Source organism: Pseudaquabacterium inlustre, from assembly GCF_038066595.1.
In the GTDB taxonomy this organism is placed as follows: Bacteria; Pseudomonadota; Gammaproteobacteria; order Burkholderiales; family Burkholderiaceae_C; genus Pseudaquabacterium; species Pseudaquabacterium inlustre.
Window position 1 is genome coordinate 33,435 of record NZ_JBBUTH010000002.1, and the last position, 21,545, is coordinate 54,979.

The following is a 21,545-nucleotide window of genomic DNA, read 5'->3' on the forward strand; positions in this document are numbered from 1 at the left end:
GGTCGCACGAGGGGTCGTCATGTTCTTCTGATGTCTGTCAGGATCACACAGCGTCGGGTAGCAGCACGTACACACCCACTACGTCCACGGGCAAGCAAGCCTGCACCCGGTGTTGACCGGCGCCAGCACCGATGCGGCGGCCAGCGGCCTGCCGCACTCGCTCATGGTCTTGGCGCAACGCGGTGGCGCGCTGATGGGCCAACGCTTCCAATCGTTGGTGTTCAGCCTGCAAAGCTTCCAAGGCCCTGGCCACTTCACGTTGCGCCGCCTCGCGCGGCAGATTGCCCGCGGGCGAACTTTCGAGCAGGCGAGCGGCGTCGGAACCGGTGAGCCACTCAGGCGACTGCCGACCACGTATTGCCAGAGCCAGGCATTCTTCGGCAAGCATCTGGAAACTCGCGTTCTGCTGCTCGTAGGACAGCTGGTGCCGCAGCCGCAGTAGCACGACTGTGGTAACGCGGTCCACTTCAGCCGTAACGGTGGCAGCGCAGCGCGCGGCGATCGCGCTTTCGCCTTGCAGCGCGGTCTCGATCAGGTACTCGGCCAGCAGGCTCACCACTGGGTGGCTGCGGTGCACTTCTTCGAGATCAAGTGCGAGCGGTTTGGTGCTGCCCTCGGACACCACGCCTTCATCGGCCAGTCGCAGGCGCAGTGCCTCCGGGAGGTGCTGTGGGTGCAGGCGGTACTGGCCGCGTTGCTGCTCCAGCGGCGCGTTCAAGCGGGCACATGCACTGGTCAGAAAGCGCTGCACATCAGCCTGCGAACCGAGCGCCTCCTGCTGCTTGAGCCACTCAGGCAGCACTTCGGCCGGATGCACGCCGCGCTGGGCGAAAACGGTGCGGTTACTGCGAGCCTTGTCCAGTGCATCCTCCCATTTGACCTGCAGTGGTGCCAGCAGTTGCTCGGGCTCGTCGAAGTCGAAGCCCAACTGCGAGCTGCTTCCAGTCGGGCGCTTCATCAGCGCCGCCTTCAACATGGCCTGGTTGATGCGCTGCCGATCTTCGGGCATGGGGACCAATACGCCCAGTTCCCTCTGGATGGCATCGCCCTTGCGCAAGATGACCTCCAGCACGAAGCCGTCGACCGGGTTGTCTTGGCCGTAAAGCATGGTGCAGCGCACCTCAGCGGCGCGCTGGCCATAGCGGTCAACCCGGCCTTCGCGCTGCTCGTGCCGGGTCGGGTTCCACGCCATGTCGTAGTGGACAACGGCGGTGAACAGGTGCTGCAGGTTGATACCTTCGGAGAGGCAATCGGTGGCGACCAGCACACGACCGCTGGCCGTATCGGCTTTGCCCATATTTTCGACACGCTCACGGCGCTCTTCTGGCACGAGTTCGCCCGTTATCGCTTCGACCACGGCGCCGGGAAAGTGCTTCTTGAGTTCGCCGGCTACATAGTTGGCCGTGGCCACATAGCGGCAGAAGACAACCGGCGCGTAGCCTTCGCGCAGCAACTGACCGACGTGGGAAATCAGCACGGCCAATTTGGGATCACCCGTGGCGCCGCTGAGCCCCTCGGCCTTGGCAATCAGCGCTTGCAGGCGCTGGGTGCCGGACTGGCCTTGCAGCTGGGCTGCGGGTTCGAGGTCCAGGCTGGTCAGGTCTTCAGAGGTACCGTCGTGGAGGTCAATAAACCCTTCGTCGTTGGTGTCCTTTTCGCCGGCGGCGAGACGCCCTTCCAATCTCGTCGTCAGCGCCTTGACCGCTGCGGCCGGCGATGAAGCCACGCAGCGCAGCATAGCCAGAGTGGCATACCAGATCAGACGTGCCCCACCATTGCCGTTCGAGTACTCGGTCGCTTCCGCCAGTTCCCGGCAGTAGGTCTGCACATCGTCAAAGAAGCTGCCCCACGCACCGCTGAGCTGGTATGTGAGCTCTGACTTCATTCGTCGAGGGAAGCCATGGCCATCTTGAGTGACCGCCTGCCATTCGACGATGTCTTTGCGGCGGCGCTGCACGAAGTGGTTGGCCAATTGCAGGCGCAATGGGTCGTCTTTCGACGTGCGGTGTTGCAGCTCGAGAAAGGCCGGATTCAGCAACGAGAGCAGGTTGAAGAACGCAACTTCATCCCCGGAATGGGGCGAGGCTGTAAGCAGTAGCAGGTGTCGCGCCTCATCGGCAGCAAGGCGCTGGAGCAATTCAAAGCGCAACTGCTTACCGGCGCCGCTGGCCGAACAGGTGTGGGCTTCATCCACCACGATGCACTCGGGCGCGATGGAGAGAAAGTGCTCGCGGTGCTGTTCGCTCTTGATGTAGTCCAGGCTCACCACCACCACGGGGTGGTGATCGAACAAGCGCACGCCATGGGGAAGTTGCCGCTCTAGGCGGCTGGCACTGGCTGCGGTGAGCGCCACAGCGGGCAAGTTGAATCGCTGTTGCAGCTCGCCCTGCCACTGCTCCACCAGGTGGGGTGGGCAGAGCACGGCCACGCGCTGAATCTCGCCACGATCCATCAGTTCTCGCACCACCAGGGCGGCTTCGATGGTCTTGCCGATGCCGACGTCATCGCCAATCAGCAGGCGCACCGTGGGCAGCCGCAGCGCCATGAGGAGGGGGACGAGCTGATAGGCGCGTGGCTCGACAGCGATGTTGCCGAAGCTGCGGAACGGGCCGGCGCCGGCGCGAAGCTTCAAACGCAGGGCATCGCGCAGCAGTAGGGCGGCGGCGTGGTTGCCGGCCTGAGCGGGGTCGGGCGGTGCAAAGCTGGCGTGCTCAACGGGGTTGAACTCGAGCTCGGGCAGCAGGGTGATGACATCGGCATCGGCGCCGCCGAGCGGACGCAGACGTAACGCCCCATCCGTGGTTCGGCTGTCGGACTGCACCACCCATTCGCGGCCGCGGGCGCGGACCAGATTGCCAGGAAGGAACTCAGCGGCAGTTGTCGTCATCAGGCGGGAAGAATGCGGTTCAGTTGAACAGTGCGGCGTGCGTGGCGAATTGTCCGGTCCATTGGACAGGATCAGACATGTCGAGCACCGTCCACCCGAGGTCGGCCAGTTCCGCTTGCGCGTCAGCCGGCAAAGGCGACAGCGTCACCAAGGTGCGGCTCCCCTTGAACCGAGCCGCCACCTGAGCCTTGCCGCCTAGAACAGGCAACGGCCCTTCGCCGGGCGGCTTGCAGCCGGCGGCGAGCAGCGCTGCGAGCCATTGGGCATGCAGATCACCTTGGGCCGCCAGATGGGGTGTCGCCGGGGCAGAGGCCGCGAGAGGCGCCTCGGGGGCTGGAACGACGCGGGCGTTGGCCAATGCCACCAGCAGGCCCAGCGCGCTGGGGTCACGGCGATTGATGTGCTCGTGGTCGGGCTGGTTGAAATACGACAGCAGGCATTGATAGCAGCCCGCTTCGCAGATGCTGCTGCCATCCTGGCGCTTGATCTCTAGGTCCGGTAGGCCCGCCAGCGTCCAGGCGCCGCCCGGCTGGCGATGGTGCATCAGTGCCAAGGCCTGGGCCGCCACTTGGGCCAGGGCGTCTGGCTCGGTAGCCAACCGCGTGAGGACACCTGCGCCACCCTCGGCGGCTTCATAGAACAACAAGGCCTTTCGGTCGTCCTGGGTGGGCAGGGGCTCGGCAACCAGCTCAGACTCTTCGATCTGGAACACCAACTCAATGCCGCGCTTGAGCGCGGCTTGCAACGTGGCCATGGCCTCCTTGGTCAGCGGCTTGACCGGTGCCAGGATGAGCACATTGCGGTGGTCTTCGACGAAGGGAACGATGGGCTGATTCGGAACCTTGTCCAGCAGCTCATCGGCTGCTTCGGGAGGCTCGTCCGCGGCGCCCGGCTCGTCCTTGCGGCTCCACTGCCCCGTGATGGGGTTGATGTAGAAGCCCAGCTGGTCCTTGTTCTTGCGCCGGCGCCAGCCGCGGTTGATGCGCCAGATCTGTGCCGCGGGTGCGTATTTGAGGCTTGCCAATGGTGCTTCATCGGCCGCCTGGGCGTCCATGACCAGCGAGGTCTGCGGTGCGCTGCGGCCTTCCGGGCCGGGCAGGAAGCGGTAGGTGGTCTGCAGTTCGAAGCCCTGGCGCTGGCGGTCTTCGTCATTGATGGAAATGCGCTCCACCGGCACGGTCTCCACCGTCTCGATCCGATAGAGGTTTCGCACCCAATCGTGGTCAGTGAGCAGGGCTCCGCAGTTCTCGCACAGGTTCTCGGTGGGCTCGGCGCCGTCTTCGCTGCCCATGTGGGCGTAGCCGCATTGGCTGCAGACGCGGCTGGCCACAGTGGCCAGGGTGGTGTTGCCCGACACATGATCGGCAGAGCCGACATTGAGCTTGGCCCTGACCACGCGGTACATGCGGCCTTGGTGATAGATCAGGCTGCGCGGGCCGAACTCGGACAAGGCCAGGAAGCGCGGACGGCTCACCATGCTGCCATCGTCGTCCTTGCCTTTGACGGGCGCGCCGCTGCGCGCCGGGATCCAGGCCATGAGTGGCAGACGAGGGAAGTTGTAGCCCGGCAGGAAGCCCTGGCTGGCCAGATAGCGGTAGGTGTAGAAGTCTGAGTTCTGGGTGTTACCCGTCTTCAGCAGCACGGCGTACTGGCGGGCGGCATCGCCGTAGCGGCGTTGCGCGTTCTGTTTTTCGATGTGGGAGGTGGTGTAGCTCTTGACCACCTGGTCGGCCATGTCCATCTGCTTGCGCGTGGCGTCCACCATCACACGCCAGCGGCCGAAGGCGGCGTTGAACGCGGCAGCTGCTTCCTGCATGGTAGTGGTGACATGGGTGTCGCTGAACCAACCGGCCGTGGCCAACAGCGGTCGCACCTGCTGCATGAGTCGCTCGCCGCTCTCGGTGGCGCGTGCCGTGACTTCTGATGCTTCCAAGGCGGCGCGCAGTGCTGGTACCAGCGGCTTCTCGGGCTTCTCGAGGTCGAGCAGTGGCGCGATGCTGGTGTCCAACTGAACGCGCGCAGCCGCCAACCAAACGGCGTGCAGATGGCTGTCGATCAGATCACGATTGGCGAGGTCGAGGGTCGGCGGGCGCACGATGCCATGCACCATCTCGGTCGCGTGATGGAAGAACCACTGGTCATGCGGGCTGAGGGCTGCGCAGTAGGTGATGACCAGCGCTTGCTGCCCTGAGCGGCCGGCACGGCCGCTGCGCTGGGCGTAGTTGGCCGGGGTGGGCGGCACGTTGCGCAAGTAGACGGTGTTGAGCGCAGAGATATCCACGCCCAGCTCCATGGTGGGCGAACAGAACATGACCGGCAGCCGCTCAAGCGGAGCTTCATGGGCTGGGTTCTCAAGCCAATCTCGCCGGTCTTTCTCGGTGTAGCGGAAGCGCTGCTCCAGCAGTTGGCGTCGGCTTGCATCGACCTGGGCGGTGTGCTCTTGTGCTTCGAGTTCGAAGAGTGAATGGCTCTGCTGGTTTAGCGTGTCGGCAACCGCAAGGTAGAGCTGGCGGAAGAACCGGTTGTGCTTGCCTTCCTGCTCCGCTTCGGGCGTGTTGACCAGGAGCCAGTCCATGGCTGATGCGTTGAGTCGCCAGCCGATCAACTGTGCGTCGACTTCGTGGCGCTGCACATAGCCGTAGCGTGATGCGGCGACGAGCAGCACCTGCAGGAGCTCCAGCCACTGCGCGTCTTTCCAGCCCTTCGTCATGCCCGCCAGGTTGGGCGACTTCCAGAGGGACAGCGCCTTGATGCTCTTCAACAGTCGCGAGCGCGCACCGCCGGGCACAAGATCGGCCCGGGGCTTTCCGCGCTTGTCTTCCGGACGTTTGCTGAGGATCAACCACCGCGAGGTTTCGAGGTCTTCGTCACCAAACGTCCAACGTTCATTGAGGTACTGGAAGGCCGTGGTCTTGGCCCGCTCCTGCTCCACCGCGTTGAGGTAGCGGGTCTCCAGGCACAGCGATCTGCGCATGCCGTTGAAGACGGTCTCGGCCAAGACGGCCCGCTCAGCGGGAGACATGCCCGCCAGTGTCTGGTTTGGGGCGAACAGCTCTGGTTGCTCGCTGAACTCGTCAAGGCCGCGGTATGCGATGGTGAGGAGGTTCAGCTGATCCAGGTTGGGGTTGTTGAAGCGCCATCCGCGTCGGAGATCTCGCAGGAGCCGGTAGCCCAGGATGAAGCGAAGCGTGCGCTGTGCCTCTTGCCTAGCGAGCCCCATCAGCTTGGGCGTCTTCAGGTATTCGGCCAGCGTTCCGGCATCCGTGCGATCGAACCCGAGAGCCTTGAAAACCGCATCGGCCAGGTGCTCTTCGGTGAGGACGCCACCGGCACGCTGCAGCGCAGCCACCAGGGCTGACCGCAGGGTTAGCAGGAAAATGAAGTCGTTGAAGTGGCCCGCCTGCAGGGCAGCGTCCTGCCGGTTGTCGGTGAAGCCGAGCAGCTTTCGGGGGTCCGGCTGATCCGGCTCCGGGTCTCCCAGCTCAAACAACTGGCGCACGGCGCTGAGCGTGAGCATGGTGGTCGCCGATGAGCGCCCCTCACCGGACAAACTGGCTAACCGGTTCTTGTCCTTGCCGTACGCCTCGTGCGTAAGGCCGCAACTCAGGCAGAAGCGGAACTTTCCAGGAATGAACCAGTAGGTCACTCCAGAGCCGGTGTCGCCCTGCGGCGTGACGGTGACGGACTCAGGGACGGCGTTCTTGTAGGTACTTTTGAGCTTGGGCTCGCTCTTCGATAGATCCAGCCAGCTGTCGGGCACATCCTCCCAGCCGGTGTAGGCCATGCCCGCGCGAAGCGGGCAGAGGAAGCCGTAGCGAGCGGCATCGTCATCGTCGCTAGAGATGTCATCGATCTCCCGCGGATCAAACCGGGGCGCACCTTTGCCGGATCGCCAGACGGGGTGATATTCCTGCCCGCAGTCGCGGCAGAAGTGAACGGGGTAGAGCTGTGTGCCCTCAGTCTGCCTGCCCGGTGCGAAACGCTGTGCATCCAAGGTGATGTGGCGCTTGCCTGCTGGCTCCAGCGTGGCAAGCACCTTTCCTGGACCGCTGATGAACTGATGCAGCTTGAACGCGAAAGGGGCGCGCCCCTCTGGCGTGCGGACCTCGTGCGCCGCCACCAAGAAGCGCCGTAAGCCTTCGCTGGCGAGTTCGATGCCGCAGCCTGCGTCTGCAGCCAGGCGTTCGGCAGCCGACTCCACCGTGATCGGCTTGGCGCGACGTGGGGGTTGGTCGGAGGGAAGATCAATGCCGAGGTTGAGCTCGACCCATATGGCCAGTGGGTCGCCGCGAAACTCGTCGAAGCTTGACCAGGCATGGGTGGTCTTGGACAGCGCGGCGAGCAGCTGCGGCTTGACGGCGACCACGTCACGGGACTTGTCCGTGACGCGTTCGAGCGTCTCACCGATGACGTCCAGTGCCGTGATGGGCGTGCCGAAAAGCAGGCTGGCAACCTCAGCCACTGTCTGATTGCGATCGTCCTGCCGCTCGGAGGAGGACATGGTTGCCGAGGTACCGATGCAGACGAGCTGATCGGCTTGCATGCGCTCGCGGAGGCGACGCACGAGCATGGCGACGTCGGCCCCTTGGCGGCCGCGGTAGGTGTGCAGCTCGTCGAGGACCAGGAATTCAAGGCCTCGACAGTGGTCGACTACGCGACGATCGATGTCCTCATAACGTGTGAGGATCAGCTCCAACATCATGAAGTTGGTGAGCAGGATGTCTGGGGGCGTGTCGGCGATCGCCTTGCGCTCCTCGCTGCTCTCCTGACCGGTGTAGCGCTTGACCGTGAAAGGCTCTTGGCCCTGCGCGTAGCCGTGGAGGAACTTGTCCAGCTCCTCCAACTGGCTGTTGGCCAAAGCGTTCATCGGGTAGATGACGATGGCGCGGGTGCGTGGCGTCGGATCTGCCTGCCTGGCCTTCAGGATGCGATCGATGATCGGGATGAAGAACGAGAGCGACTTGCCCGAGCCCGTTCCCGTCGTGACCACATAGCTTCGACGCTCCTGCGCCTTGGCGATGGCCTGCATCTGGTGCACGTAGAGATGCAGGTCAGCGGGCTTGCCCTCTACCTTGCCCGTCTGGAACAGGGCGGCGCATGCGGCGTGCAGGCTGCCTTCCTTCACCAACTTCTGGACCGAGCCGCTGCGCTTGTAGTTCGGGTTGATCTGGATGAGCGGCTCCGGCCAGTACCGGCCGCGGCTGTATTCGTCATCGACCTTGGCCGCCAGGTCAGGTGCGGCAATGGTCGAGAAGCTGCGTGAGAAGGCGCTGTACTCGTCAATCAGCCGATTGCGGAAATCGAAGACGTCTTGCATTCGTTGTTCTCCCTGATCTCTTGGCAGTGCCATGCGCCGATGCTCACGGCTTGCTGGCCTGCTCCTTATCGCTGGCCAGGTGCTCGAAGAGTTCCCCCACAGGGATGCCGAAGTAGCTGCACAAGCGATCGATGGCATCCAGGTCCACTCGCGCTGCTGTCTCGTCGTACAGCAGCGTGACCGTGTTGCGGTGCAAGCCCGTGTCGCGGGCAACGTCCGCGATCTTCAGCTTGCGCTCCCCCATCAGTCGGGACAGGTGGCACTTGATCATGTCGTTCCCAACAAAGAAAAGTCATCCAGAACGACAAAAAGCCTTGACAAGCGACTTTCTGCGAGAAAGAATGCCATTCAGGATGACAAAAAAGCCAGTTGCATGGAAATTTGTCAGCCTCATTGTCACAGGCTTAGCAAGGAGCGCAAAGTGTCTGGAGCGACCTACCTCACCACCGACGAGTTGTCGGCCCGCATCAAGTACGACGTACGAACCATCCGAGAGCGGCTGAAGGACAGCGTGCTGCTTGAAGGCACGCACTACGTGCGGCCGTTCGGCGGGCGAAAGATCCTGTTCGTCTGGGAGGCCATCGAGCGCGACATGGGTCAGGCGTCGGCCGCAGGCCGCAGCGCCATCCCGATGGCCAACGGCGGGGTGCTCCATGGCTAGCATCCGCGTCCGCAAAGAAACGGGCCTGCTGTTCTTCGACTTCCGGTTCCGCGGCCAGCGGTGCCGAGAGCAGACGATGCTCCAGGACACGCCCGCCAACCGCAAGCGGCTGGAGAAGGCGCTCGCCAAGATCGAAGCTGAAATCGCCGCCGGCACCTTCGACTACGGGGCCACTTTCCCCAGCAGCCGAAGCATCCCTGCAGGTGGACCCTGGCCCGCACCTGAGGCACCGCCTGGTACCCCGGCCCTGCCCACGACAGCACCTGCCGCAGCAGCATCGGCCGCCACGAGCCCCACGCCGTCCTTCAAGGACTTCACCGCCACCTGGTTGTCCGAGCACCAGATCGAATGGCGCCGGTCCCATCTCAAGGTGCTGAAGTGCACCCTGGACGGCCACCTGCTGCCGCACTTCGGTGACAAGCCGGTCGGCTCCATCACCAAGGCCGACATCCTGGCATTCCGCGCCAGGCTGGCCGACCTGCCTGGCCGCACCGGGCCCAAGATGAGCCCCAAGCGCATCAACGGCATCCTGGCGCCGATGCGGCAGATCCTGGCCGAGGCAGCTGACCGCTACGGCTTCGTCTCGCCCACGCTCAACCTCAAGCCGCTGAGGTTGAGGAAGACCGACGTCGAGCCCTTCACGCTGGAGCAGGTGCAGCAGATGCTGGCCACCGTGCGGGTGGATTGGCGCAACTACTTCACCGTGCGCTTCTTCACCGGCATCCGCACCGGCGAGGCCCATGGCCTGAAGTGGAAGTACGTCGACTTCGACAAGCGCCTGATCCTCGTGCGCGAGACCTTCGTGCTGGGCGAGGACGAGTACACCAAGACCGACAGCTCGCAGCGCGACATCCAGATGACGCAGGTCGTCTTCGAGGCGTTGCGAGCCCAGCATGCGGCCACGGCCAAGCTCAGCGACTACGTCTTCTGCAACAAGGAAGGAAAGCCGCTGGACAACGACAACTTCGGCACCCGCGTCTGGTACCCGCTGCTGCGACACCTGGGCCTCAAGAAGCGCAGGCCGTACCAAATGCGCCATACCGCAGCCACCCTGTGGCTGGCATCGGGCGAGGCGCCCGAATGGATCGCGCGGCAACTGGGCCACAGCAGCACCGAGATGCTGTTCCGCGTCTACAGCCGCTACGTGCCCAATCTCACCCGGCAGGACGGGTCGGCCATCGAGCGGCTGCTGGCCACGCGCTTCGCGACGTCCAACGCGTCGCTGGCACAACCCAACAAGCCGGCCAACACCGCGGGGGCTCAGCCGTGAACATCTATCCCATTCGCCCGGCCGGCCCCACGAACTTCGCAGTGCGCGTGCACATGCGGCGCGGACTGACTCACTCGCAGGAGCTGGCGTTCCTGCGCCGCCTGGAAGTGTGGATCGCAGAACGCGATCTCGTCATGGAAGGCGCGCAGACGGCCTTCACCATCGTGTCCGAGCGCGAGCTGACGCCCACCGACCAGGCCGACCTGCTGATTCGGCTGCTGGACGACCCGGCGGTGCAGCAGGGGCGCGTCGGCCCGCTGGTGGGCAAGGCCAATGACCTGTCCGAGGAGGTGACCGGCCTGATCTGGGTCGAGGCTGCCGCAAAAGATTCCCTCGTCGACGCTGCGCGCGCCCTCTACGAGTCCGGACGGCTGGATGGCGCCGGCTTTTTGGAGGCGCTGGGCAGCTATGTCTACCGCCCGTCCGAGAACCTGGAGGCATGACCATGGGCTCGAATCCAGTCTCCATGTCCGCCCAGCCGGGGGACGGCACCACGGCTGCTGCCGTCTACCTGCTGCAACGCCACGACGGCCAACGCTTCAAGATTGGCTGGGCGGTCGAGCCGATGACACGAGTCAGGCGCCTGCCCGAGTTCCTGGCGGATGAACTCAACCTGCAGGCCTCGCACGCGGCTTGGCTGCCCAGTCCGCTGCGGGCCCGGCAGATCGAGCGCTCGTTGCACCGCGGGTTGGCGACGCAGCGCGCGGTGCCCCCGCACCAGCTCGAGGGGCACACTGAGTGGTTCATGCCAGCCGCTTTGCGGACGGCAGTGCGGATGCTCCGTCAGATGCCGGCCGGTGGCGTGGCCAGCCTGCCACCAGCGTTGGTGCCATTCGAAGCGGCACCGCGGCCTTTGCTCGATGCCGCCCCGCAGGATGCGGACAGCGCCGTGATCGTGAGCGCCCAGGATGTCTTGTGGGCGATGGAAGACCTGCTGCTGCGGGCCTGCGCCTTGAACCCGGTGTGCGTCGAAGGGCAGGGTGATTGCCTGTCGATCCGGTTGAAGGATGTGCGAGGTCCAAGGGCCCGCCTGGGTGAGGCGATGCGATGGGCGTTGCTCGACATCGACACCTACCGCTGGTCAGCAGGCGGGCGCAGCGGGTCGTTCGTTCAGCTCATGCAGTACGAGGGCAATGACCTGCTACTTCAGCTCACGCCCACGCGGACCGTGCGCCGCTGGGCGGATGGCGCCCTGACCTGGCAAGTGCAGGCTCTTGTGGAGCGGCTGCGCGGCCTGGTGGCCTACAACCGCTCAGCCGCGGGCCTTGCGGGCCATGCGAGGGGTAGGCGGTGAGGGCGTTGCTGTCTTGGCAGCCTTGCGCTTGGGCGCCTCAGGCGAGCTGTCATCGTCGAAGAGTGAGCTCACCGGCACGCGCAGGCTGCTTGCCAGTGCATGAATCATCGTCAGGGTCGGATTGGCAGCGCCCGTCTCGATCCGGCTCATGTAGGTCCGGAACAGCCCGCAACGGTGGGCCAGATCCTCCTGGGTCATCTCAGCGGCCAGCCTGAGCTGGCGCACCCGACTCCCAAACCTGACCTGGACACGTGTCTGCACCCAGGCACTGTCCGGTACGTACACTCATTCGTACACACACTAATTCATACATCAAGATCCAGGGGGATCGACATGGACAGAGACTTCACGCTGGGCACCGAGCTCACAGAGGAGGACATCGAGGGCGACCGCCACATCTCCGCACCTGGGCGCTCGGCTCCAAACAGCTCCGGCCTGAACCTGAACGCCGCCACTAACGGCGGCTGGGGCCTGGTCGTCGGGGCGCTTGCGTTGTGGACGCTCTGGTGGCTGTTTCCCGGCAAACAGGGTCAGGCGCAGAACGCCCCGCTGCCGGCGTTGACGGACGCACTGACGGCCCCTCTGCCCGGCACGCCGAATCCCGGAGCGATCACCGTGGAGCTCGGGGCGAACGGCATCGTCATCACGCCCCGGCCAACGGCCGGATCGACACCCGCTTCCGGCGTGGGGAAGCCGGTCCACAAGGCGGCCCAAGCGGCCAGCCAACCGACACGCAGCCGCGCTGCCAGCGCGGCAGTCGACGCTGAGCCCGATCAATGAACAGCCCAAGGAGCCTTCGATGGAACTGACCTGGACCGACCGCCAAGCCGCGCACGGCTGCGACATCTCTGCCTGCTTCTTCGACCCGCAGGTGGTTGAACGCGAAGACGACTTCACCCGGCGCATGCTGCCGGTGTTCAAGACGGCGCGCCCGGCGTTGCTCTACAGCGAGAAGGACCGCAAGAATTTCGTGGCTGACCCGCTGATCGCGCAGCCCGATGCCGTGCTCCGGCACGGCCGGGGACTGCTGTCACTGGAGTACAAGTCGCAGAGCCGCCGGTTGCACCGGCCCGAGCAGTGGCAACGCGACATCCCGTGCTCGGGCGTGCTGCAGACCCTGGCGGCGGCGATGGCCGTGGCCATGGAGAGCGGCAAGACCGTCGCGCCGCTGCTGCGGTGCCACAACGCCATCTACTTCCTGCGGCCTCACCCGGAGCTGGTCACACGGCTCATGACAGGTGCGGCAGAGGCCAAGGCCTACTGGGATGAAGACCGCTACGTCAGCGCCAGTCAACTGGCTGCGTACTGCGAGCCCTGGGTCAGAACGCGCTTTGCGCAGAAGGACGATGCGCAGGCCGCCTCGTCGGAAGCCGGGCGCGTTCGGCATGAGGAAATGCTCAGGCGGTAGAGCCTCGCCGGCTTGCAGATGGGGCGGCAGGCCAGCTATCCGGGCTGGGTCGATGTGCCGACCCCTTTCACATCACCACTCATGCAACAAGCAACTCAGGGAGAAGATATGCACACACTCTGCAACAACCACATGCCGACACGTCTGCACCGCGTCGCGGCTGGCTTGGCGCTTTCACTTCCGCTGTTCCTGGCTGTGTCCACGGCCCAGGCGCAAACCGACACTCCGCTGCCCAAGCTGGCCGCTGGCAGCATCGAGAGCAAGGCCAATGGTCGCATCGAGCTCCAGCCGGAGGCGCACATGCCCCTCTTCGTCGAGTTCGACCGCAGCCCGGCGCTCACACAGGTGCTGGCCACCGCGCTGGAAGCCCAGGGCGTGCGCACCACGACGGACCGATCGGCCGCCAAGAGCACGCTGTCCATCCGGGGTGACGTCGTGCTGATAGGCGGCCCGGTCTTTCACAAGGGCGCCAAGGTGGCCATGGGCGAAGCCACCGAAAGAACGCTGGCCGCAAACGCTGCGAACCGCACGCCTAGCGCAGGAGAGGCGGCCAATGCTGCCGTGGGCGTGGCGCTGAATGCTGCGGCGCTGAAATCAGCCACGACGCCGTTCTGGTCCGGCCTGGCCGTCAGTCGCATGGCCGACGTGCTTGGGGAGGCCTCTGGCATCAAGGGCGCCTTCAACACCGCATTGACCGGAGACCCGCGGGGCATCTGCCTGTCGCGCTGCGAGGACTGGAAGAAGGTCAAGCAGACGGCCTATGCGTTCGTGACCTTCACCAGCTCCGACGGCAAGCAGGAACTGCGTGTGCTGGCCTCTGCCTTCAGCGAAACGCTGGCGCCTGAAGAAGTGGTGGCCGAGGCCTTGTCCAAGGCTGTGGGATCGATCATGCCCTTGCCCGCCGCGACCAAGCCTTAGTCTCCGCCAGCCGCCAACGGCGGGCGGGGAGAATGCGAGGCGCCAGTCCCCGCTCTTCCTCGCCCTCATGCGCCTGCTGTTGTACAAGGACATCGATCTCCGCCGCGTCAAGCCCGCCTTCGACAAGGTCAAGGCGGCGATCGAGGCCGACGACTTCCGCTCTGCCGACGTCAAGAAGCTCAATGTCGGCCCGTACCACCGGGCCAAGCTCGACTACGCCAACCGCCTGCTGCTGCAATTCGCCCGGGTGAACCTGGACGGCGCGCCGGTGACCGTTTGCCTGGCGCTGGAGGTCATCGAGAACCACGCCTACGAGAAGTCGCGTTTCCTGCGCGGCGCGACGGTGGACGAAGCCAAGATCGAGCGTGAGCCGCCCTCGGCGCTGGCAGCACCCGCCCTGGCGGCGTCGGCCACGCCGCTGCGTTGGCTGGGCTCGCAGCAGCAGTTCGAGCTGCTGGACAAGCCCATCGTGTTCGACGAGGCGCAGGAAGCGGCCCTCGAGCAGCCGGCACCGCTGGTGGTCATCGGTTCGGCCGGGTCGGGCAAGACGGCGGTTACGCTGTCCCGGCTGCGCCAGGCCGAAGGGCGGGTGCTGTACGTCACCCTCTCGGCCTACCTGGCCCAGGGCGCCCGTGCCCTGCACGCCGCGCACGGCTTCGAGAACCCGAAGCAGGAGGTCGACTTCCTCAGCTACCGGGAACTGCTGGAGACCCTGCGCGTACCGCCCGGCCGCGAGGTAACGCTGCCGGCCTTCGCCGGCTGGTGTGCACGCCACCGCCAGTCGCTGCGCCTGCTGGGCGATCTGGACGCGCAGGCTCTGTTCGAGGAATTCCGCGGTGTCATCGGCGCGCAGCCCGGCGGGCCGTTGAGCCTTGCAGACTACCTGGCCCTGGGCACCCGACAAAGCCTGCTCAACCCCGCGCAGAGGGAGTTGGCGCACGGCCTGTTCCAGCGCTACCGCGCCTGGCTGGACGAGAGCGGGCTGTACGACAGCAACCTCGTGGCCGAGGCGTGGCGCACCCAGATCGCAGTGCCCGCCGGGCCGGTCTACGACTTCGTCGTCGTCGACGAGGTGCAGGACCTGACGCCGGTGCAGCTGGCCCTGGTGCTGGCGCTGCTGAAGAAGCCCGACCACTTCATCCTCTGCGGTGACAGCCACCAGATCGTCCATCCCAACTTCTTCAGCTGGTCGGCGCTGAAAGCCCTTTTCTGGCAGGGCCTGGCTGGTGAGGCGGCCGAGCGCGCGCTCAGCCAGCCGCTGCGGGTGCTGCAGGCCAACTACCGCAACACGCAAGCGGTGACCGCACTGGCCAACCGGCTGCTGAAGATCAAGCAAGCGAGGTTCGGCTCGGTCGACCGCGAGAGCAACTTCCTGGTGCGCAGCACCGCGCCCGAGGCCGGTAGCGTGTCGCTGGTGGCCGCCAAGGGCGCCGCGGTGCAAGCGCTGGACGCGGCCACGCGCCAGTCGGCCCAGCATGCGCTGATCGTGCTGCGCGACGAAGACAAGGCTGCGGCCCGGGCGCGGTTTCGCACGCCGCTGGTCTTCAGCGTAGCCGAAGCCAAGGGCCTGGAGTACCCGCACGTGCTGCTGGTGGACATCGTCTCTGGCCAGCGCCAGGCCTATGCCGAGGTCTGCGACGGTGTGCAGCCGGCTGACCTGGAAGCCGACGAACTGGACTACCGCCGCGCCAAGGACAAGGCCGACAAGTCGTTGGAGCTCTACAAGTTCTATGTCAATGCCTTGTACGTGGCGATGACCAGGGCGGTGCAGAGCCTGACCTTGGTGGAGTCCGATCCCGCCCACCCGCTGCTGGCCTTGCTGGGCCTGCAGGCGGGTGACGCGGTAAGCCAGCCCGTACGGGCCTCGACCCGGGAAGAATGGGCCCAGGAAGCGCGCAAGCTGCAGCTGCAGGGCAAGGACGAGCAGGCACAGGCCATCCAGGCGGCCTTCCTGCAGCACAAGACAGTGCCGTGGGCGCCCTGGAGCCGGCAGTTGGTGGAAGACCTCGCGCCCAAGGCCCTGGATGCGAAGAACCCCAGCAACAAGCCGCGGCAGGCGCTGTATGACTACGCGCTGTGGCACCGGCAGCACCAGTGGGTGACGGCGCTGGGCCAAGCCGGGTTTGCACCGGCGCGGCAGCTGCTGGATCAGGGGGTGTTCTGGGGCGCTGGCAGTACCAAGCCCCATCCCCACGGCTTCCGCAGTGATACCTGGGAGCAGCTGGAGTCGCTGACCCGCAAGTCGGTTGCCGCGGTCAGGCAACGGCACCTGCTTGCCTGGGAGGCGAAGAAGTTCAAGGACTTGCTGCAGCAGGCCGACACCTACGGCCCCGACCACGCCAGCCCGGTGGGGGCCACGCCACTGATGCTGGCCGCCATGGCCGGCAATGCGCCGCTGGTGCAGGCCCTGCTGGACAAGGGCGCCGACCCGCAGCGCCGCGACGAGTTCGGCCACACAGCCTGGGACCATGCGCTCGGGCGCGCCATGCAGGAGCCGGCTTTCGCCGGCACTGGCATGCCGGCCATCTTTCCCTTGCTGGCGCCCCCTGCGTTGGACGTGCAGACCGACGGCCGGCTCGTTCGGCTGGAACGTGGGCAAGCCGAGTACTGGGTGCTGCAGCTGATGTTGGCAGGGCTGAAGACGCAGTGGTCGCGCTGTGTCGTGCGCAGCGCCGAGCTGCGCAAGTACCCGGAAGGGTTCTTCGCGGATCAGCTGCACGAAGTGCTCGCCAATCTGCCCGCCTGGTTGTGGGCCGACAAGCGTCGCAAGCCCAGCTACGTCAACCAGGTGCTGGCGCGGGCGGAGGTCGCAAGTGCCTACCAGCCTGCCCGCAAGCTGTGGGCGCGGGCAGGTACCGGGCGCTACCTGCCGAACCCGGCGATGCAGCTGCGCATCGGTGATGGCTGGGTGCCGGTGTACGAGGTGATGGCGCTGGACTGGGTGGACAGGGGGAGCGGCGAGGATGCGTGGTACCGGCCGCGGCCGCTGGCGCTGGTGGCGCGCCTGGGCCTCCGCCCACCGGAAGATTCGACCGACGCAGAGTGAATCAGGGTCGGCGCCGAAGGGCTGTGCCGCCCACCGGTGCAGGCGCAGGAATGCACCGGATGCCGCGCCGACGATGGCGGGTGGACGTTTGCAGCTGCGCCCGGCGCGCCATCAGCCGCGACAGGCTGCGACTGGCGTGTACCCACCGGGGCGCATGGGTCCGGACGAAGGCGGCGAACTCTGGCATGGCTTCGGCCGGAAAGTCGTCGAAGGGCGTGCGCAGGCGGGTGAGCAGCGGTTCAGGCATGGGAGCCTCCTTGATCCTTGACCATTGTGCTGAGCAGGCACGGAGTCGCAAGTCCCGGCGACTTCAGAATGGGCGCATGGACACCATCCGCGAACGGGAAGAGTTGGCCCGGTTCCTCGCCACCCAAGATGCGCAAACGCTGGCGCAGGCGCTGCTGGACCTGGACGAGGACCATGCGCCAGTGGCCGTGTTCCTGGAGCGCTTGCGTCTGCGCGGCGACGCCGCGGCGTTGACAGCCTCGTTCACCGAACGGCTGCAGCATTGGGCCTCCGATCATCGCTACATCCGCCTGGATGAAGCGTCGGCGTTGGGTCATGAGCTCGACGTGTGGGTGGCCGAGGTACAGCGTGAAGTGCTGCCGCGGTTTCCGGCCGAAGCCATGGGGTTGTTGGCTGCCTTCCTGGAACTCGACAGCCTGTTCGAGCGGGTCGACGACGACGGGGCATGTATCGGCGGCTCATTTGAACTCGCCTGCAGGCTCTGGTCGGCAGCGGCACAAGCAGCGGGGCTGTCAGCTGACGACATTGGCGAGCGGGCGTCCGCACTGGTCGCGAAAGACAATTACGGCGTTCGGGGCGCGTTGAGGTCGGCGCTCGGACCGGGATAGGGCACGTGCGACTTCCGCTGCATCTGCCCGCCACAGGCTGTGGGCAACTTCTGACAACATCGAAACGGGGGAAGAACGAATGGCCAACAACGACACGGTTCGACTTGCTGTGCTGATCGATGCCGACAACGCGTCAGCCAGCGTGATCAAGGAACTGTTGGAGGAGGTTGCCAAGTACGGCACAGCAACGGTCAAGCGTGCATTCGGAGACTGGACCACCAGCAACCTGTCAGGCTGGAAGGAGCACCTGCACAAGCATGCGATCCAGCCCATGCAGCAGTTCGCCTACACCAAGGGCAAGAACTCGACCGACTCGGCTTTCATCATCGATGCAATGGACCTGCTGTACGCCGGCAATCTGGACGGCTTCTGCCTGGTGTCCAGTGACAGCGATTTCACGCGCCTGGCCACGCGCATGCGGGAGGCCGGCAAGGTGGTCTACGGGCTCGGAGAGCGAAAGACGCCTGAGCCGTTCATCGCTGCGTGCGACAAGTTCATCTTCTTCGAAGTGCTCAAGCGGCCGGCTGAGGCCGCCGCGCCCGTGCCGGTGTCTGATGTTCCTGATCTCAAGGAACTCCTGACCCATGCAATCAAGGAGACGTCGCGTGACAGTGGATGGGCGTCGCTATCGGCGGTAGGGTCCTTCATCAACAAGAACAACACGTCGTTCGATCCGCGGAACTATGGGTTCACGAAGCTCAGTGAACTGGTTCGAAAGCAAACCTACTTGGAGGTCAAGGAGACGACGGATCCTTCGGGGTTCAACCACTTGTCGGTTCGCGCCCGCGCGACCAGCACGTGAGGCTCCCGGGTGGTTTCTCGCCCAGGCTTGGGCTATGGCGCGGTCCTTCGCTCGCCTATGACTCCTGCAGACTGGAAGCGGTCTCTCGTGTAGGGCCGAGCGGCCGGCGGCTATCGACCCTTCAGAGACGCTCGCTGGCCAGAACATGTCGCCCCGAAGCAGCCGCTCGCATCCGAACCGAGGCCCCGAGTTTGCCCCGTCGGCAGTAGGTAGAGAAAGATTGTCGGCACACGGTGCAATTGAGGCGCGCTGCATCGCCTGAGACTGTCCGAGGCTACAAACACGGGAACCGAGCACGCGAGCAATTGGCCGGCAGCCCAAGCGAGAGACGGATGGCGCCCTGTTCCACTGCGAGCTTCCACGCATTGCCTCAGACCATGGCGCCGGTCAAACAGTCGGTGTGTCAGCGGCAAATATTGGTGCGTTCGAACGAAGCATCTACCGCGATGAGTTGGACCACCTTTGCTGTTCCTGACCGCTAGCACGTTGCCGGTATGGGCGGCACGATGCATTGATACGAGCCCAAGCGCGCGGGATGGACAAAATGGCGCACTTAGCGTAAACGTTTGAATTCTTACAAGCAGCAGCGAGATCTACCATGTCGTTCAGGTTATGTCAGAACGATCCGGTCGTCACCGAACTTCGTCGAACATTCAAGACCAACATCTTGCGCGTGCCAGAGTCGCGTGTGTTGCCGATGACGGTTCTAATTTCGACTAAGGATGCTGTTCGTTTTGTCGGTGACATTCAGACGCTCTTAGCGGGGCCAGCGCTTGAAATCAGCACAAACGCGCTGATGCAGTCCGACATGGCCACGCTGGTCAACCGCCGAACGCGCAGCGTCGATGGAGAGATCGCGGCGCAAATTCTGTCAGGCATGTTGCAGGGCATTAGTGCAGGGCGGGCACCGAGCGCCGCAGCTCAGATCAAGAACACAAAGTCGGTGCATTTCAGTTTTCCGAAAGTGACTAGGCAATACATTGAGATTGCACTGCTTGGACGACTTCTTTCGGGGCGAGCAATCGCTAAGGACAACCTTTTGTTGCCGGTAATGCTCGATCCCCACAGCACTGTGAGGCTCGTGGATTCTGTCATCACCTGCGCGGAGCTGGAGATAGAAATTGGCGGCGAGGGCAGTGCTGAAGTGGCACTTGACATGTCCTCCCTTGCGCAGGAGTTGGCAAACGCAAAAGTTGATTGCGCTGTAAAGGGAAAGGGCAATCTCGTGATCCGGTCCGAGAGCAGGCTCACATTCGCATTCAACTGCGTCAATCTCGTACTCAGGGACGACGGCTCGATTCGCGCAATCTCGCCATCTACTGACACCGTAGACTCCCCTCAGCTAAAGGACGCGAGTTCGGTTCAGCAGGGCCATCCTGCACATGTTCTCATAACTCGGCAGCCGGAGTTGGTTGACATGGAGGGCTGACGTCGTGCGATTCGATATACGATCCCCGTCCCTCGCCCAGTATCACTGGAGCACGCTGTTCTGTCGCTTTTCGCCAGCGGCAGCTTTGCCTGAAAATTTCATTTTTAGGGCCATTGCCGCGATCGCCCAAAACGCCGCCCCTTGGAACACGGAGGGTGAGTTTCGAGCCACCGTGGCGCTCTTGCATGAACTCGCGCACTTGGCCCAGGATCTGAGTACAGGTATCGGGCATTGGGACTTTTTGGTTCACGCCAGTGCCACGCGCAGTCGATTAGATGATGCAGCCTCGATGGTTCGAGTGCACGGCCCCAGGCCGCCGTACGAGCCAAGTGCGCCCATATCTGCGCTCGATGCCGAAGTGCCTGCAACTGGGCTAGACACTCTTTTGCTGAAATACGCACCCTTTGATTTGATCGCGGACGATCAGCGCGACCGACTACGCCGCATTCTTGAACACGACCTCGGTCAGCCGTTGGGCGACGACACGCTGTTTGACTATTCCACCCAGGCGATCATGGAGTCCGACGCCGCCGGAGAAGTGGTGGCGTATGTTGGCGGGATGCTCGTATCGCCGGAGCAGCGCGCGATTCTTGAGGGGAGCCTTGATCTGGTCGACCCGAGGCGGCTGGGCAAAGAGTATTGGAGAACGCGGGCCAATCTTTACCAAGTTCTCGCCCACCATTGCGATTTGGATGCCAATGCGACCATCCGTCTGGGCAACCTTCTCTTCGGCTTGTTTGCGGACATCGCACTAGCACATCCGCCTGCGACATGGGTCGCGAAAAGGTCAGCCAGTCTGGATGACTTTGAGCCTTTGGTGAAATTCGGACGTCTACTGATCGCCTTTCAAAGACTGGCCGGGGCATCGATGGACAGGTTCCTAACGGCGCTTATGGAGGGTAGCGACCTAGAGGCGGAACGGTTGCTGATTGAAGTCAGTCCGATTAAGTATCCCGCAAGCGACGAAGTTTATGAGGCGTGGGCAACAGAACTCCGGGAGCATTCAGAAGGCTCTATGGTTGCGAAACTCCGTTTCAACGCCTGTGAGTTTAGGCTTAGCCGTGGTTCGGTGATGCGCAGTCGTGGCCTCGGGATCCTGTTGGAAATGGAGGCACCCATCATTTATCTGACCCCAGACCAGGGGTTTGTAAAGTTGGATTGGGGGGCGCGAATTGTCGATCCAAGTCAGAATTTCGGACTTACTCAGGAGTTGCTCGATCGATTCACGGTGATGGAGCTTGCCGACTTCCTCTTTCGCACAGGAGAGTTTCGGTGTCCGTACGCCGAGGCGCAAATCTGTCGAGTGGCCGGAGATCGTTGCGCGACGGGTCTGATTCACTTGGCGCAAATCCCAAACTCGCCCCAATGTACGGTAAGAGGCTTGCTATCTCACTGCGGAGTCGACTTGCCACACTGAGCCGGACTTCAATGTGTCTGAGACGGTGTCGACGGTACAGGATGCCATAAAGCTACCTATCCCCTCCGTCAAGTTCTGGCCGGATGCTTCCTGCTGTGGCAAGGCCGACTGGCTGACCTTCGAGTCGGCGGTACCTCCGCGTCTCGCAGATAGATAAGGGCGGCGCCAGACGGGCGCACAAAGAGGAAGGGCGCCCTTCCAGGGGCGCCCTTTTAATGGCGGGGGAGTCTGCTCTTACCCAC

Annotated in this window: 17 protein-coding genes; 12 read left to right on the forward strand and 5 right to left on the reverse strand. The window is 64.3% G+C overall.

Translation table 11 applies throughout. The annotated features are described in order from the left end of the window. Positions 1-43: 43 nt before the first annotated feature. The 3 genes from AACH10_RS04855 to AACH10_RS04865 are packed head-to-tail and all read right to left on the reverse strand — an operon-like array spanning position 44 to position 8,475. Entirely contained in the window at positions 44-2,887 is a 2,844-nt protein-coding gene (locus AACH10_RS04855) for a helicase-related protein (protein ID WP_341409243.1), read from the reverse strand. A 19-nt stretch (positions 2,888-2,906) separates the two neighbouring features. Further along, complete coding sequence (locus tag AACH10_RS04860) at positions 2,907-8,204, reverse strand: DEAD/DEAH box helicase (protein ID WP_341409244.1); 5,298 nt, start codon at positions 8,202-8,204, stop codon at positions 2,907-2,909. Between the two features lie 43 nt (positions 8,205-8,247). Continuing rightward, on the reverse strand, positions 8,248-8,475 hold the full coding sequence (locus tag AACH10_RS04865) for a helix-turn-helix domain-containing protein (RefSeq protein WP_341409245.1): 228 nt from the start codon (positions 8,473-8,475) through the stop codon (positions 8,248-8,250). Between the two features lie 102 nt (positions 8,476-8,577). Between AACH10_RS04865 and AACH10_RS04870 the strand changes: the two genes are divergently transcribed. The 4 genes from AACH10_RS04870 to AACH10_RS04885 are packed head-to-tail and all read left to right on the forward strand — an operon-like array spanning position 8,578 to position 11,429. Further along, entirely contained in the window at positions 8,578-8,865 is a 288-nt protein-coding gene (locus AACH10_RS04870) for a hypothetical protein (RefSeq protein WP_341409341.1), read from the forward strand. Next, complete coding sequence (locus AACH10_RS04875; protein WP_341409246.1) at positions 8,858-10,135, forward strand: Arm DNA-binding domain-containing protein; 1,278 nt, start codon at positions 8,858-8,860, stop codon at positions 10,133-10,135. The genes AACH10_RS04870 and AACH10_RS04875 overlap by 8 nt, the downstream gene beginning before the upstream one ends. Further along, on the forward strand, positions 10,132-10,578 hold the full coding sequence (locus AACH10_RS04880) for a hypothetical protein (RefSeq protein ID WP_341409247.1): 447 nt from the start codon (positions 10,132-10,134) through the stop codon (positions 10,576-10,578). Before AACH10_RS04875 ends, AACH10_RS04880 begins: the two co-directional genes overlap by 4 nt. Positions 10,579-10,580: 2 nt before the next feature. Further along, positions 10,581-11,429 carry a GIY-YIG nuclease family protein gene (locus AACH10_RS04885; protein WP_341409248.1) on the forward strand — a complete coding sequence of 283 codons (849 nt, stop codon included), beginning with the start codon at positions 10,581-10,583 and terminating at the stop codon, positions 11,427-11,429. On the opposite strand, the gene AACH10_RS04890 is transcribed toward AACH10_RS04885, so the two are convergent. Beyond that, complete coding sequence (locus AACH10_RS04890; protein WP_341409249.1) at positions 11,388-11,714, reverse strand: helix-turn-helix domain-containing protein; 327 nt, start codon at positions 11,712-11,714, stop codon at positions 11,388-11,390. The two genes, AACH10_RS04885 and AACH10_RS04890, sit on opposite strands and share 42 nt — an antisense overlap. A 48-nt stretch (positions 11,715-11,762) precedes the next feature. Between AACH10_RS04890 and AACH10_RS04895 the strand changes: the two genes are divergently transcribed. The 4 genes from AACH10_RS04895 to AACH10_RS04910 all read left to right on the forward strand — a co-directional run bounded on the left by AACH10_RS04895 (position 11,763) and on the right by AACH10_RS04910 (position 16,801). Next, positions 11,763-12,209 (forward strand): hypothetical protein, encoded by a 447-nt coding sequence (locus AACH10_RS04895; protein WP_341409250.1) that lies wholly within the window; start codon positions 11,763-11,765, stop codon positions 12,207-12,209. Positions 12,210-12,228: 19 nt separating this feature from the next. Continuing rightward, positions 12,229-12,837 (forward strand): hypothetical protein, encoded by a 609-nt coding sequence (locus tag AACH10_RS04900; RefSeq protein ID WP_341409251.1) that lies wholly within the window; start codon positions 12,229-12,231, stop codon positions 12,835-12,837. Positions 12,838-12,969: 132 nt separating this feature from the next. Beyond that, positions 12,970-13,755 (forward strand): hypothetical protein, encoded by a 786-nt coding sequence (locus tag AACH10_RS04905; protein ID WP_341409252.1) that lies wholly within the window; start codon positions 12,970-12,972, stop codon positions 13,753-13,755. Positions 13,756-13,822: 67 nt separating this feature from the next. After that, the gene (locus AACH10_RS04910; RefSeq protein WP_341409253.1) at positions 13,823-16,801 is read left to right on the forward strand and encodes a helicase domain-containing protein; all 2,979 of its coding nucleotides are present in this window, start codon (positions 13,823-13,825) and stop codon (positions 16,799-16,801) included. A gap of 1 nt (position 16,802) precedes the next feature. Here AACH10_RS04910 and AACH10_RS04915 read toward each other — a convergent pair whose 3' ends face one another. Beyond that, positions 16,803-17,048, reverse strand: a complete 246-nt coding sequence (locus tag AACH10_RS04915; protein WP_341409254.1) for a hypothetical protein — start codon at positions 17,046-17,048, stop codon at positions 16,803-16,805. A 76-nt stretch (positions 17,049-17,124) separates the two neighbouring features. On the opposite strand from AACH10_RS04915, the gene AACH10_RS04920 reads away from it, so the two are divergent. From AACH10_RS04920 to AACH10_RS04935, 4 genes are all read left to right on the forward strand, one after another. Then, positions 17,125-17,655 carry a DUF6880 family protein gene (locus tag AACH10_RS04920; RefSeq protein ID WP_341409255.1) on the forward strand — a complete coding sequence of 177 codons (531 nt, stop codon included), beginning with the start codon at positions 17,125-17,127 and terminating at the stop codon, positions 17,653-17,655. Between the two features lie 79 nt (positions 17,656-17,734). Then, on the forward strand, positions 17,735-18,457 hold the full coding sequence (locus tag AACH10_RS04925; RefSeq protein ID WP_341409256.1) for an NYN domain-containing protein: 723 nt from the start codon (positions 17,735-17,737) through the stop codon (positions 18,455-18,457). A gap of 598 nt (positions 18,458-19,055) precedes the next feature. Then, positions 19,056-19,886: a gasdermin gene (locus AACH10_RS04930; RefSeq protein WP_341409257.1), complete on the forward strand. Its 831-nt coding sequence runs from the start codon at positions 19,056-19,058 to the stop codon at positions 19,884-19,886. Positions 19,887-19,890: 4 nt separating this feature from the next. After that, entirely contained in the window at positions 19,891-21,303 is a 1,413-nt protein-coding gene (locus AACH10_RS04935) for a hypothetical protein (protein ID WP_341409258.1), read from the forward strand. Positions 21,304-21,545: the final 242 nt, after the last annotated feature.